Here is a 14374-nt window from a genome sequence, read left to right as displayed (position 1 = left end):
ACATATGATACAGGGAGGGATTTCTTTTGAAACTTGGAGTATTTATGGTGTTGTTCGGTGGACGTTCGCTGGAGGAGGCGCTGGATTATGTGGCTTCTCAAGGATTGGATGCTGTAGAAATTGGAACAGGCGGCAACCCGGGAGATAAGCATTGCAAGCCGGATGAGCTGCTGGAGAACGATACGGCGCTCAAAAATTTCAAAAAAGCAGTAGAGTCCCGGGGACTGACGATTAGCGCGCTTAGCTGTCATGGTAATCCGCTTCATCCGCAAAAGCATTTGGCACAGGCTGATCATGATGCATTTTTGAAGACCGTCCGATTGGCAGAAAAGCTGGAAGTTCCTGTCGTGAACACTTTCTCAGGCTGTCCGGGGGATCACGAGGACGCGAAGTATCCAAACTGGCCCGTGGCTCCGTGGCCTAATGATTTTCAGGAAGTGTTGAAGTGGCAATGGGAAAATAAAATTATTCCTTACTGGACCGAAACGGGTAAATTTGCAGCAGATCACCATGTTAAAATAGGACTGGAATTACACGGGGGCTTCTCCGTTCATACACCAGCAACCTTGCTTCGTTTGCGTGAAGCGGCAGGAGAGGTCATTGGTGCTAATCTGGACCCGAGCCATATGTGGTGGCAGGGAATTGATCCAGTGCAGGCGGTTCAAATTTTGGGCCGAGAGGGAGCCATTCACCATTTCCATGCCAAGGATACGACGATTGATCCGATCAATGTTAATAAATACGGGCTTACCGATATGCAGGAATATACGAATATGTTAGATCGAGCATGGCAGTTCCGCACCGTAGGCTATGGACATGATGTAAAAACCTGGGCGGATATTATCAGTGCACTGCGTCTGGTGGGTTACGATTATGTAGTGAGTATTGAGCATGAAGATGGTTTGATGTCTGTGGAAGAAGGCTTTACTAAAGCTGTCCATAATCTTCGCCAGATCCTGATTGAGGAACCGCTGAGCGAGATGTGGTGGGTCTAACCTAATAGGGGGAACTATGGATGATTAACGTCACCATTTGGAATGAATTTCTAAACGAGAAGTTAAATGATGAAGCCAAACGAGTTTATCCTAATGGCATACACCAAGCATTGGCGGATGGCTTAGCAGATGAGAGTTTTACCATTCGAACAGCTACCCTGCGTGACGATGCCGATCATGGTTTGGGAGAAGAAATCCTCAATTCTACAGATGTGCTGCTGTGGTGGGGACATAAAGCCCACGATCAGGTGAGCGATGAAGTTACAGCGCGTGTCGTCAAGCGTGTGCAGGAAGGAATGGGCCTTATCGTACTGCACTCAGGCCATTTTTCCAAGCCATTTAAAGCTCTGATGGGCACCAGTTGTGATTTAAAATGGAGAGTTGCAGGCGAGCAGGAGATTATTTGGTCGGTACATCCGTCACATCCCATTGCAGAAGGGATAGACGCCAAAATTCTCTTGGAGCACGAAGAGATGTATGGCGAGTTCTTTGATATTCCTGCGCCGGATGAACTGGTCTTTATCAGTAACTTTGAAGGCGGCGAAGTATTTAGAACGGGATGCACCTTCCATCGAGGCAGTGGTAAAATATTTTATTTCAGACCAGGACATGAGACCTATCCAACTTATTACCAACCTGATATTTTGAAGGTCATTGCTAACAGCATCCGTTGGGCTTCTCCAACAAGTAATAAAAAACCAATATATGGTAGAAGTGAACCGGTAAGGCCTCTTGGTGGAGTGTTGGTATAGTTACAATAATCACATTATAATGAATTCTATAAAGAACAGATTTACAGGCGGAACCTCTTGGGATCCGCCTTTTTGTATTTAACGAATTAGACATATACCTGCCGTATTGGTTTGTTGTATAATCAATTTTGGTCATGGCAACTTTATCAGCGCAGGTATTAAATTAAAGAAAGTGTTTTCTTTCGGGATAAAGTATGCTAAAATGATATATACTAACAAAAGGAAAGCTTTATCAAACCGAAATGCAAAAGAAGGTGAAAAATTTGGAGAGTCAACCGCAATTTACAAAAATGTGTCCGCGTTTTGAAACCGCCTTTTCATGTCTGGGTAAGCGCTGGAATGGATTGATTATTCAATCTATGATGAGCGGTCCCAAGCGGTTTAAGGATATTTCCAATCTGATTCCCACAATGAGTGACAAAATGTTATCAGAGCGGATGAAGGATCTGGAAAATGAAGGGATTCTTACACGCCATGTATATCCGGAAACTCCTGTCCGCATTGAATATGAGCTAACCACTAAAGGTCGTGCCCTTCAGCCGGTTATGGAGCAGATTCAATTTTGGGCTGAGGAATGGATTAGATGATCACCAAACTCATTAAGTGTTTTTCATAGCAAAACAGCCTTTTCCTAGGAAAAAGGCTGTTTTTTTATTTTGTGGTAAGTAGTACGGCTTAATAGCTTTTAGCACGCCCTGCTACTGAGAATACTCCGGTTGTTGTACGGCGGGGGACACGGGATTGAATATCCAGTGCAGCTGACCGAAATGTGCCTAGGCAGGAGTGGCAAAGTCTTCCTGCATAAATGGGAGAACGGCAGGACTCGCAAGGATAATCAAGCTGACTGTATGTGGAGGGAAATTTGCCTGCTCTTACCCAATCTGTGAGCAAATCCATAGGTGTACCAGTCATATCACTGAGTTGGCGGGTATGAGTAGAAGGATGCTTCCACAAATAGTTAGAACAGCGGTCAAAGAATATATTTTCTTCTTGAAGACAAGTATTACACAGGTTTCTAAGATTTTGACGGAAAACGGAACCGCATTTTGGGCAATTCGAAGTATGTATCTCCATAGAAACCAGTCCTTTGTATCGGAATATAGTAATATTTTTAAATTTATTAGTTACATATTACTATGACTTTATACCTACATCAATCTTTATTTAAAGAATAGTTGATCTTTCAGTATATGCTGGCATCTATATTGACATTACTCTATTACTTATGCACTATTACTTACATAAAGTTGCTATATGAATAAAATAAATAGTATACGATTAGGGGATTTTTAATGATACCATCTTTATTTTTAGCCCACGGATCACCTATGCTTGCTATTGAACAGACGGACTATACTGCATTTTTAGAACAGTTGGGGAAAAGCCTTCACCCTAAGGCGATAGTAGTTATCTTTACAACTCATTGGGAAACGCAAGTGTTAACGATTAGTTCAATGGATGAGATTACGATACAATTTATGATTTTGGAGGTTTAGTGGTGTGACTGTCCATAATCTGCGCATTGTCAATTGGGGAGAAACGATAACGGAGCCTTGGGCAATTGATTTTGATGACTGGATTATCGAAAAAGTGCAAAACCGAGATATAGGGGCTTTGGATCACTATGAAAGCGAAGCGCTCGCCAGGCCGTACCTAGAGCAGAACACTTTGTACCGTTGTTTATTGCAATGGGGAGTGGAATAAAATTAGGGAGTGTTATAAGCTAATAATGGCTTACAGCACTCCCTTTTACATTAAAAAACAATTTATTATATCCGGCAAATCTCACGTGGGCACAATTCACAATGACATACACCTTGCAGCATTTCCAAATCCTTGACAACAATCATACCATTATCGTATTCGACTGCATTTTTCTTACGCAGATCACTGAGCATCCGATTTACACTTTCCCGGGTAGCACCGATCATATTTGATAAGTCAGTATGAGTAATCTTTTTATGAATCAGAATGTAGTCGCCGTGAGGCTCACCATAAGTGTTGCATAGTCGGATGAGTGTGGAACAGAGAGCGCCAGGCTTGCCGTACATCATCAAATCGCGGAACTTGGTCTGAGTAATGCGGTGATGCGATCCCATCCATTTCATAAAGTCAATCGCAAAATCACAATGCTGGCAAATAAGCAGCTCCAAATCTGTATGATCGATTACGCCAATATCACTGTCCTCCAGAACCTCAGCAGAAAAGGAATGTTTGGTGCCGAAGAAAGGATCAGCTTGACCCACAAGATCGCCGCTTTGATACATATATAGAATAAGTTCCTTACCCTCATCCGTTGTTTTGGTCACTTTTACGCGTCCACGCTTAATATAAAACAGCTTATCCGCTGTATCTCCTTCCCAGAACAGATGCGAACTTTCTGGCATGACTCGATCTTTCATCATCACTTGCAGCCGGTTGAAGCTGGCCTCCGAGAAGCAACAGGTGTTGCCGCGGGCTTCCATTACATTTGTAGGGTTTCTCATCGTCCATTTCCCCTTTGTATCCTATGTTATTTTATCTGCAACTTGATCAATTCAAATTCATTATATACCTGTGCAATGCGTTTTTGGGGCAAGAAGAGGGGGTAAAAGTGGCAGAATTCCAAACTTTGTGATTTAATTCACTTCATAAAATAAAATTTTAAATAGATTGTGAAAAAAATCACAAAATATCTTGGAAAGCTGTGTTACGATCAGTGCGTGAACAAGAGATAGTACACGAGATAACAGGAGGATGAGGGAAATGGCTGTTAAAAACGAGGTTATCCAAAAAGAGCAAAGCGCAGAGCAGTATATTCAAACGCTGATTGACCGGGCGAACCGGGCACAGCAAGCTTTCATGAGTATGAATCAGGAGCAGATTGACGAAATCGTACAAGCTATGGCACTCGCAGGGATGGATAAGCACATGCACCTCGCGAAGTTGGCTGTTGAAGAAACAGGACGCGGTGTGTACGAGGACAAAATCACCAAAAACATGTTTGCAACAGAATATGTCTACCATAGCATCAAAAATGAGAAAACCGTCGGTGTCATTGAAGACAATGACTTTGATAGTTTTCAAAAGATAGCCGAACCCGTTGGTATTATCATGGGGATTACTCCAGTAACAAACCCGACTTCGACTACGATGTTCAAAGCGTTAATTGCCATTAAAACACGTAACCCAATCATTTTCGGCTTTCATCCATCTGCTCAATCGTGTAGTGCGGAAGCAGCCCGCGTCTTGCTTGAAGCAGCTGTTAAACATGGTGCTCCAGCGGATTGTATTCAATGGATTGAAGCACCTTCGATGGATAAAACAAATGTACTGATGAACCACCCTGATGTAGCGTTGATTTTGGCAACTGGTGGATCAGGCATGGTTAAGGCAGCTTATAGCTGTGGTAAACCTGCACTTGGCGTAGGTCCTGGTAACGTACCTTGCTTTATTGAAAAAACAGCCGATATCAAACAGGCCGTGAACGATCTTATCCTTTCTAAATCTTTTGATAACGGTATGATTTGTGCTTCGGAACAAGCCGTAATTATTGAAGAGCCTATCTTCGAGCAAGTGAAGAAATTGATGATTGCTAATGGTTGCTACTTTGTAAATAAAGAAGAGGCAGCTAAGCTCACTCAAGGAGCTATGAATGTAGAAAAATGTGCAGTGAACCCGGCCATCGTCGGACAGTCTGCTGTAAAAATCGCTGAAATGAGCGGCATTACAGTACCGGCAGGAACAAAAATTCTGGTCGCTGAAATTGAAGGAGTAGGAACCAAATTCCCATTATCTGCGGAAAAATTGAGTCCGGTATTGGCTTGCTACAAAGTAAAAAATGCAGAGCAAGGTATCCAACGTGCTGCTGAAGTCGTAGAGTTCGGCGGTATGGGTCACTCGTCAGCTATCCATTCTCAAGATGAGGATGTTATTGCTCGCTTCGCAGACCGTTTGCAAACAGGACGTATCATTGTAAATGCACCTTCCACACATGGCGCAATCGGTGATATTTACAACACCAACCTACCTTCGTTGACACTTGGTTGCGGTTCGTACGGTCGTAACTCGACTTCGTCGAACGTATCTGCAGTTAACTTGATTAATGTGAAAAGGGTGGCGAAACGGACGGTGAATATGCAATGGTTCAAAGTACCTTCCAAAATCTATTTTGAAAAAAATTCGACACAGTATCTTGCTAAAATGCCTGATATCTCACGTGTAGCCATTATCACTGACCCTATGATGGTGAAACTCGGATATGTGGATCGTGTCATTCATTACTTGCACCAGCGTCAAACACCTGTTGCGATTGAAGTATTCTCTGAAGTAGAACCAGATCCATCGACAGTTACGGTAGAGCGCGGTACTGAAATGATGAGACGTTTCCAACCGGATTGCATCATCGCACTCGGCGGCGGTTCGCCAATGGATGCTGCTAAAGGCATGTGGATGTTCTATGAATATCCGGATACTGATTTCAATAACTTGAAACAAAAATTCATGGATATCCGTAAACGGATTTACAAGTACCCACGTCTGGGTCAAAAAGCACAATTTGTGGCTATCCCTACAACTTCGGGTACAGGTTCGGAAGTTACATCGTTTGCAGTTATTACGGATAAAAACCTGGGCAACACGAAGTACCCGCTGGCTGACTATGAGTTGACTCCTGATGTGGCAATTATTGACCCTGTGTTTGTATATTCGCTGCCTAAAACTGCTGTAGCCGATACAGGTATGGACGTTCTGACGCATGCTATCGAGGCTTACGTGTCTGTAATGGCCAATGATTACACAGATGGTCTGGCAATTAAAGCCATTCAACTGGTATTCCAATACCTAGAGCAATCGGCTCTGACTGGTGATAAACTGGCTCGCGAAAAAATGCATAATGCTTCTACACTTGCAGGTATGGCGTTTGCTAATGCATTTTTGGGTATTAACCATAGTCTTGCACATAAATGGGGCGGACAATACCATACAGCGCATGGCCGCACGAATGCTATCTTGCTGCCGCACGTTATTCGCTACAATGCGAAAAAACCGACAAAATTTGCTTCGTTCCCTAAATATTCGCACTTTGTTGCAGATGAGCGCTATGCAGAAATCGCACGCATACTGGGACTGCCTGCACGTACCACTGAAGAAGGGGTTAACAGCTTAATTGACGCGATCCGTAAGTTGAACAAAACACTCGGTATCGAGGAATCGTTCCAACAACTTGGTTTCGATCCAAAAGACTTTGAATCACGTGTAGATTATTTGGCTGACCGCGCTTTTGAGGATCAATGTACAACTGCAAATCCAAAGCTGCCGCTGGTTACTGAATTGGCTGATGTATACCGTAATGCCTTCTACGGACGCTTTGATCAATAATATAATAGTATGAAGAGGCTTGTAACTAAGCATTTTCCTATACAATACCAATGCAGGCTCTCTATATAGAGGGCCTCTTGGTTTGGGAAGGGAGGTGAACGGCAAGGCTAGAGGTATACGCGTGAAGCTAGGGAAAATAAAGTGACAAAAATCACTCATATTGTGATTTTTGTCACATACTACACTCTATCATTATTCTACAATAAGAGTGTAAGAAAGGTCCCGACACTGAGCGTAAGGCATCGGTGAAAAGGCCGGGCTCAAGAAATAGTTTAAACGTGAAAAAAATCACAAGTCCGGAAGACCAAACAATTTGGAGGGATTTACATGTCGGTGATTGAGAGAGAATTACAAGAGCAACAATCTGGCTGGAGAGGTTTTAAAAAAGGAAAATGGACTAAAGAAGTTAACGTCAACGATTTTATTGAAACAAATATCTCACCTTATGTTGGTAATGAAGAATTTTTGGTTGGTCCTACCGCCAATACAACTGCATTGTGGGAAATTGTATCTGATCTTACTAAAAAAGAGTTGGCAAACGGCGGCGTGCTTGATGTAGACGTAAATACGCCATCCACCATTATTTCACATAAACCAGGATATTTGGACAAGGACAAAGAACAAGTTGTCGGCGTACAAACAGATGCTCCATTCAAACGTTCTTTGCAGCCGTTTGGTGGAATCCGGATGATGATCGATGCTTGTAAAGCCTATGGTTTTGAAGTGCCACAAAGCATTGTTGACATTTTCACTCATATCCGTAAAACACACAACCAAGGTGTATTTGACGCTTATACAGATGAAATGAGAGCAGCTCGTAAAGCTGGTATCATTACTGGTCTGCCAGATGCATACGGTCGTGGTCGTATAATCGGCGACTATCGTCGCGTAGCTCTGTATGGTGCAGACTTCTTGATCCAAGATAAAAAACTTCAATTGAAAAGCCTTGAAGTTGATTCTATGGAAGAAGACGTAATTCGTCTGCGTGAAGAAATTTCTGAACAAATTCGTGCTTTGAATGAATTGAAACAAATGGCTGCTGAGCACGGTTTTGATATTTCTAAACCAGCTAACAATGCAAAAGAAGCTTTCCAATGGGTATATTTTGGATATCTCGCAGCGATTAAAGAACAAAATGGTGCAGCAATGTCCTTGGGACGTGTATCTTCATTCCTTGATATTTATACTCAACGTGATCTTGAGGAAGGTGCGATGAACGAAGAACAAGCTCAGGAACTGGTCGATCATTTTGTTATGAAACTGCGTATTGTTAAGTTCCTGCGTACACCTGACTACAACGAACTGTTCAGTGGTGACCCAACTTGGGTAACAGAATCCATTGGTGGTATGTCTGTCACTGGAGAAACTCGTGTTACCAAAAACAGCTTCCGCTTCTTGCACACACTGTACAACTTAGGACCTGCTCCAGAACCTAACTTGACTGTACTGTGGTCAGAAAAACTGCCTGAGGGCTTTAAAAAATATTGTGCAAAAGTTTCTATTGAAACTAGCTCCATTCAATATGAAAATGACGATTTGATGCGTCCAATCTACGGCGATGATTATGGTATTGCTTGTTGTGTATCCGCTATGAGAATCGGTAAACAAATGCAATTCTTTGGCGCTCGTGCCAACTTGGCAAAAGCTCTGCTGTATGCCATTAACGGCGGTAAGGATGAAAAATCCGGCGTTCAAGTAGGACCTGAGTTCCCAGCCATTACAAGTGAAGTGCTGGATTACGAAGAAGTGTTGAGCCGTTTCAAACCTATGATGGAATGGCTGGCAAAACTGTACATGAACACTTTGAATGTTATTCACTATATGCATGATAAATATAGCTACGAACGCATTGAAATGGCGTTGCATGACCGTGATATTCTTCGTACCATGGCTTGTGGTATTGCGGGTCTGTCAGTTGCTACCGACTCCTTGAGCGCCATTAAATATGCAAAAGTTAAACCAATTCGCAACGAAAAAGGAATTGCTGTTGACTTTGAAATCGAAGGCGAATATCCTTGCTACGGTAACAACGATGACCGCGTAGATACTATCGCTGTAGAACTAGTAGAAAGCTTCATGAGCATGATCCGCAAACATAAAGCTTATCGTAATGCGGTTCCTACTCAATCAGTACTGACCATTACTTCCAACGTGGTATACGGTAAGAAAACAGGTACAACACCTGATGGACGTAAAGCAGGCGAACCATTCGCACCAGGTGCAAACCCAATGCATGGTCGTGATAAAAAAGGTGCTCTGGCATCTCTGAGTTCTGTAGCCAAATTGCCTTATGAACACAGCTTAGATGGTATTTCGAATACCTTCTCCATCGTGCCTAAAGCACTGGGTAAAGAAGAAGAAACACGCAAAACAAACCTTGTTTCGATGATGGATGGCTACTTTGGAAGCCACGCACATCATCTGAATGTCAATGTGTTTGCTCGTGAACAACTGTTGGATGCAATGGAACACCCAGAAAACTATCCACAACTTACGATTCGTGTTTCCGGTTATGCCGTTAACTTTATCAAGCTGACTCGTGAGCAACAATTGGATGTTATTAACCGTACATTCCACGGTACAATGTAATAAGTTTTACGTATCAAATAATACACTGACGCACGCATAGCGGATGCGGGAAGGATGATGCAACATGTTGAAAGGTCACATACACTCATTGGAAACCTTCGGGACCGTCGATGGTCCCGGCATCCGCTTCGTGCTCTTTATGCAAGGATGCTTGTTGAAATGTCAATATTGCCATAACCCGGACACTTGGGCCTTGAACGAAGGTAATCCGATGACGTTAGAAGAAGTATTGGCTGAGATTGAGCCGTATTTAACTTATTACCGTTCTTCGGGAGGCGGATTAACCGTATCCGGTGGAGAACCGACATTACAAGCTCATTTTGTAGCAGAGCTGTTCAAAGAAGTGAAACGTCGCTGGAATTTGCACACGACATTGGACAGTAACGGCTTTAATGATGCAGGTCGTATCCATGATCTACTGGACGTAACGGATTTGGTACTACTAGATATTAAGCACATCGATAACGACAAGCATATTAAGCTTACAGGCAAGTCCAACGACCGTATGTTAAGTACGGCCCGCTGGTTGTCTGAGCAAGGGCGCAAGATGTGGATTAGACACGTATTTGTACCGGGTATTCATGATGACGAGCAAGATCTACTAAATTTGGGACGGTTCATTGGAACGTTGAACGGAGTCGAAAAATTCGAAATTTTACCTTACCATCAAATGGGTGTTTACAAATGGGAAATGCTCGGTAAGGCATATCCGCTGGAAGGAGTTCCGTCTCCTACAGATGAAGAAGTTCAACGTGCTTACCGACTCATTGAAGAGGGTCGTCTGGAGACTGCAGGAACGAATACTGCTTACCGACCATCATAATGTAAATGGATCAGAACTACTTTCAGGTTATAAAGCCGCCGTCACATCAGATCAGATGGACGGCGGTTTTTTTGTTGTTGAATTTTTGCAGTCACAGGAGAAAGTTCCCTTTTTTTCATGATCGTCAAAATTTCCAGAAACTTTTTGACAACTGTCGCGTCTAATAGTATGACTTTTCACGGGAATGATAATAATTTGGGGATAGAAGGAGACAGACAATGAATTTCAAGAAATGGACCATGCTCACCGCCTTGGCGGTAGCTCAGGTGGCTGCAGTAGCCCCTGTAGGAGCAGAAGCAGCATCAACAAGCGTTCAATCCACCGATTCGGTTAGCGCCCAGCAGACGACCAATGTTGCTGATTCCGGCGTTCAGAATAGTATCGGAGATCAAAATGGAACAAGCACACCAGCTAATACGGTAACACCTGATAACACGGGTGTATCCAATGATCCATTGACTGGGCTGCCTACAGATACCACTAACGGATCGAACGTAACCAATGATGTATACGGTGGAGACGGAACGATCACCAATCCTGGTGGAGCTCCAACATCCATGAATGCGAATCAACTGATTTTGTATTTGAACAGTGCTAAAATGGAACAAAACGGACAGGTATATACGGCAACTCAGCCGATGACAGTCAAAGACGGAGTTTCCTATGTAGCTATCCGTTCTCTTGTCAGCCGTGTCGGATTGCAGTTTAGTTATGACACTGCCACCAAAGAAACCGTAATCACCCAAGGAACGAATGTCCTGCGCTTCAAAACAGATAGCAAGGTTTATACGGTTAACGGTGAAGCTAGACAAATGAAGGGACCGGCTTACCAACAAAAGAACGTATTTATGGTACCGTTGACCTCGATTACACAGGCCTTAAATATTCCTTATACTGTGAATAATACGACTAAACAAGTTATCATGGATTTGAATCAGAAGCCAAAAGCTTCTTTCACGGTTCAACAAAAGGATATCTATGCGGGTGAAACTCAAGTTACGTATTTGACCAAGGAATCTTCTCCTACAGGTCTTCCGATTGTGAACCAACGTTGGGAAGGTAAGCAGGACGTATTTCAGGAGCCGGGTACATATGTAGTTACCTATTCCGTTCTTGACTCTGCTGGGAACTGGAGTGATCCTTACTCAGTAACTATTACAGTAAGACCGCCAAACCAGCCGCCAGTAGCTCTGTTTACAACGGATAAAAAAGAGTACAAGATGGGTGAAAAAATCACTATTACCGACCTGAGTACTGACGACGAGAATGCGATCACTAAGCGTGATTGGGAGAACAAGAAACTTGCCTTCTTCCAGCCAGGTGATGTAACCATTACACTGACCGTGACTGATAAGCATGGCGCAACAGGTACCAAAAGTGAAACAATTAAAATTACGAATGAACTGCTATACAACGAAGATGATTTCAATAAAATTTTCACGCCATATGGCGATAAATACAGTGTAGATGGCAGTCAGGTGCCTGCTATGGCTACTATTCCAGTGACAAGTACTTCTTCCCCACGTCTATTGATCCGTGCTAACAGCCCAGAGCGTGTGTTCCAGGATGGTATCGTGTATCAGGAAACCGGATCAGGCAGTACGCGTATTCTTGTCCATCATGTCAATGAAACGGGTCGAGATGTGAAGATGTATGTGATTGCGACCAACAACAATATCACGCCTACCAATATAAATGTCGAAAATTCCGGTTTTGCTGGCCCATCTGAATTTGCCACAGCTGCGGGTAAAGTTTCGATTCAAAGGTACTTTCAATCTATGTTGGATGGAAGCAAGCATTCCAGCACAGTTCTAAATCCGGGTGAGAGCCGTGTTATTTTACAAGATTTGAACGCGCAAAAAATCAAGCAAAAACAAGTTATTTCTTTGTTATCCGATCTGTACACGGATCAACCTATTCAATACACGGTAGTTGTGCTAGATGCTAATGTAGATCCGTTGACTGCGTTGCCTACTCTGGCAAAACTGCCTAAGGACGGTATTCATAACCGTGGAACGTACGCAAATTCGGATATCTCGCTCAATTATACCGAAGAGGTTGGTAAAACAGCCCAACGTATCGTTCTTGGTGATAATAAGGTAGACCCGAACCTGATTGGTACCGACGGTCTGGACGGTTCTTCTGCTTCCAATGCCGGTAACTTTGGTGTTGTATATAAGGTTAAGTTGGACCATGTAGCGCCGTATTCACTGATTACGTTTAACCCGCGGGGAGGCGAATATTCCGGCTATGCGATGGTGAATAATCAGGTTGTGGGTATACCAACAAATGGTTCTGTATGGGCTCCGAATGAGATGAGTGTGCTGTATCGCACAGGTCATATCGAAGAAAGTGTAGAGATGTATTTCACTGCAGCTGCTGGTAGTAATCTGCCGGTTTCCGTAGTAGTTATGCCTTTACCAGCTATTAAAAACTAATTTTAAATAATCGGTGCTGTTTACCGGTATAGACCACTTGAGTCTCATCATTCACCGTTTTAAAAGTCGATGTCACTTTCAGAATATAGGCGTTCTTCCGTTGCAAACTTGGATGCAGCACTGGAGAACGTCTTTTTCTTATGAGTAGTACGAATATCTCTTATAATATTGACTTTAATCGTGGTATAATGAATAGATGCAAGCCTAAGCCTGCATTAGAAAACCTGAAACTATAGACAGGGGAGGGTGAAACGCATGCTGACAAAGGATGAGATTATCGCAACGATGTCCGCTCAAGGGCTGCGTATTACAGATCAGCGCAAGACGTTGGCCACGTTATTTTCCGAGAATGAAGGGTATCTGTCCCCTAAAGACGTTTATGAATATATGGGTAAGAAGTACAGCGGACTTAGCTTTGATACAGTTTATCGCAATCTGCGTGTAATGCAGGAATTGGGTGTACTGGAGCAGGTATCTTTTGAGGATGGGATGAAGTTCAAGGTGAGCTGTAATGAACATCATCACCACCATCATATGATTTGCTTGAGCTGTCAGAAAACATTGCCGATTTCTTTTTGTCCAATGCAAATGACAGATACGACAGATCAATTCCAAATCGTCGAGCATAAGTTCGAAATTTTTGGTTATTGCAAAGACTGTCAGCAGAAGAATGGGCATACTGAGAGTAATTCGGATGGGGGTTTCAGACAGACGAGCAGTCACACTCACAGCCACGGGGGCTACTGAAATGAAAATCACCACACGCAGAGTGGTACAGGCTCCGATTCAGTTTTATCGTGCTTACATTTCACCATTAAAGCCGGCTACCTGCAGGTTCTATCCGACGTGTTCGGCGTATGCGCTGGAGGCGGTAGAAGTGCATGGTGCGCTCAGAGGCTCATGGCTAGCTGCAAAGCGTATAGCTAAATGCCATCCATTTTATCCCGGCGGTGTAGATTTGGTCCCTCCTGCAAAAAAGGGGTTAGATCAGTCTGACAAAGATCGTTTGGCTACCCATACTGAGAAGGGTCTGACTTGACAGCGCCATGCCGATTTGGTTATATTTTGGTTAATATTGTTTTCCTGTGAAAGGATGAGTAAGGTAAGTCGTCCAGTACAGAGAGCCGGAGTTAGCTGAAAACCGGTCTGGAGTGAAGCCTGAATATGGTCCTGGAGGAACCTTTTTCGAGCGTATTTGCCACAGTGAAGAAGCTATGTTCAAGAGGCAATCGTAAGAAGGAGGCGTGATCCAGCGTTAATGGGCGGTCAGATGTGACCGGTGAAGCCTGTATTCTGCGAGGGTACAGGGAATTTGGGTGGTAACGCGTGAGGTGACTCTCGTCCCATAGGGACGAGGGTCTTTTTTGTGCCCAATTTGTGTCGAATTCATGAATTGGAGTACCTATCATGATAGCAAAT

General features: G+C 43.4%; 11 protein-coding genes and 1 pseudogene. 10 read left to right on the top strand and 2 right to left on the bottom strand.

Annotation, left to right across the window (positions count from 1 at the left end; genetic code table 11):
* Positions 1–26: 26 nt before the first annotated feature.
* The 3 genes from ACN6NF_RS14950 (at position 27) to ACN6NF_RS14940 (ending at position 2334) form a co-directional block, all read left to right on the top strand.
* Positions 27–995, top strand: a complete 969-nt coding sequence (locus tag ACN6NF_RS14950; protein WP_474318360.1) for a sugar phosphate isomerase/epimerase family protein — start codon at positions 27–29, stop codon at positions 993–995.
* Between the two features lie 20 nt (positions 996–1015).
* Positions 1016–1747, top strand: coding sequence for a ThuA domain-containing protein (locus tag ACN6NF_RS14945; RefSeq protein ID WP_474318358.1), 732 nt, complete (start codon positions 1016–1018; stop codon positions 1745–1747).
* 242 nt (positions 1748–1989) lie between these two features.
* Positions 1990–2334, top strand: coding sequence for a winged helix-turn-helix transcriptional regulator (locus tag ACN6NF_RS14940; RefSeq protein ID WP_013371810.1), 345 nt, complete (start codon positions 1990–1992; stop codon positions 2332–2334).
* Between the two features lie 88 nt (positions 2335–2422).
* On the opposite strand, the gene ACN6NF_RS14935 is transcribed toward ACN6NF_RS14940, so the two are convergent.
* Complete coding sequence (locus ACN6NF_RS14935; protein WP_474318356.1) at positions 2423–2659, bottom strand: hypothetical protein; 237 nt, start codon at positions 2657–2659, stop codon at positions 2423–2425.
* 380 nt (positions 2660–3039) lie between these two features.
* Here ACN6NF_RS14935 and ACN6NF_RS14930 point away from each other — a divergent pair.
* Positions 3040–3474 (top strand): annotated as a pseudogene (locus tag ACN6NF_RS14930) (dioxygenase family protein).
* 42 nt (positions 3475–3516) lie between these two features.
* Here ACN6NF_RS14930 and ACN6NF_RS14925 read toward each other — a convergent pair.
* Positions 3517–4233 (bottom strand): Crp/Fnr family transcriptional regulator, encoded by a 717-nt coding sequence (locus ACN6NF_RS14925; protein ID WP_014599995.1) that lies wholly within the window; start codon positions 4231–4233, stop codon positions 3517–3519.
* Between the two features lie 259 nt (positions 4234–4492).
* On the opposite strand from ACN6NF_RS14925, the gene adhE reads away from it, so the two are divergent.
* The 6 genes from adhE (at position 4493) to yidD (ending at position 13994) form a co-directional block, all read left to right on the top strand.
* Complete coding sequence (gene adhE, locus ACN6NF_RS14920; RefSeq protein WP_474318354.1) at positions 4493–7105, top strand: bifunctional acetaldehyde-CoA/alcohol dehydrogenase; 2613 nt, start codon at positions 4493–4495, stop codon at positions 7103–7105.
* 327 nt (positions 7106–7432) lie between these two features.
* Entirely contained in the window at positions 7433–9694 is a 2262-nt protein-coding gene (gene pflB / locus ACN6NF_RS14915; protein WP_016822312.1) for a formate C-acetyltransferase, read from the top strand.
* 64 nt (positions 9695–9758) lie between these two features.
* Positions 9759–10517: a pyruvate formate-lyase-activating protein gene (gene pflA / locus ACN6NF_RS14910; protein ID WP_474318352.1), complete on the top strand. Its 759-nt coding sequence runs from the start codon at positions 9759–9761 to the stop codon at positions 10515–10517.
* 218 nt (positions 10518–10735) lie between these two features.
* The gene (locus ACN6NF_RS14905; RefSeq protein WP_474318350.1) at positions 10736–12955 is read left to right on the top strand and encodes a copper amine oxidase N-terminal domain-containing protein; all 2220 of its coding nucleotides are present in this window, start codon (positions 10736–10738) and stop codon (positions 12953–12955) included.
* Positions 12956–13210: 255 nt separating this feature from the next.
* Positions 13211–13702 (top strand): Fur family transcriptional regulator, encoded by a 492-nt coding sequence (locus tag ACN6NF_RS14900; RefSeq protein WP_165079678.1) that lies wholly within the window; start codon positions 13211–13213, stop codon positions 13700–13702.
* Position 13703: 1 nt separating this feature from the next.
* On the top strand, positions 13704–13994 hold the full coding sequence (gene yidD, locus ACN6NF_RS14895; RefSeq protein WP_474318348.1) for a membrane protein insertion efficiency factor YidD: 291 nt from the start codon (positions 13704–13706) through the stop codon (positions 13992–13994).
* The last annotated feature ends 380 nt before the right edge of the window (positions 13995–14374 follow it).

The sequence above is a fragment of the Paenibacillus sp. TSM33 genome, from assembly GCF_056099025.1.
Note: the sequence above shows the minus strand (reverse complement) of the source record. Positions and strands in the feature narration are given on the sequence as shown.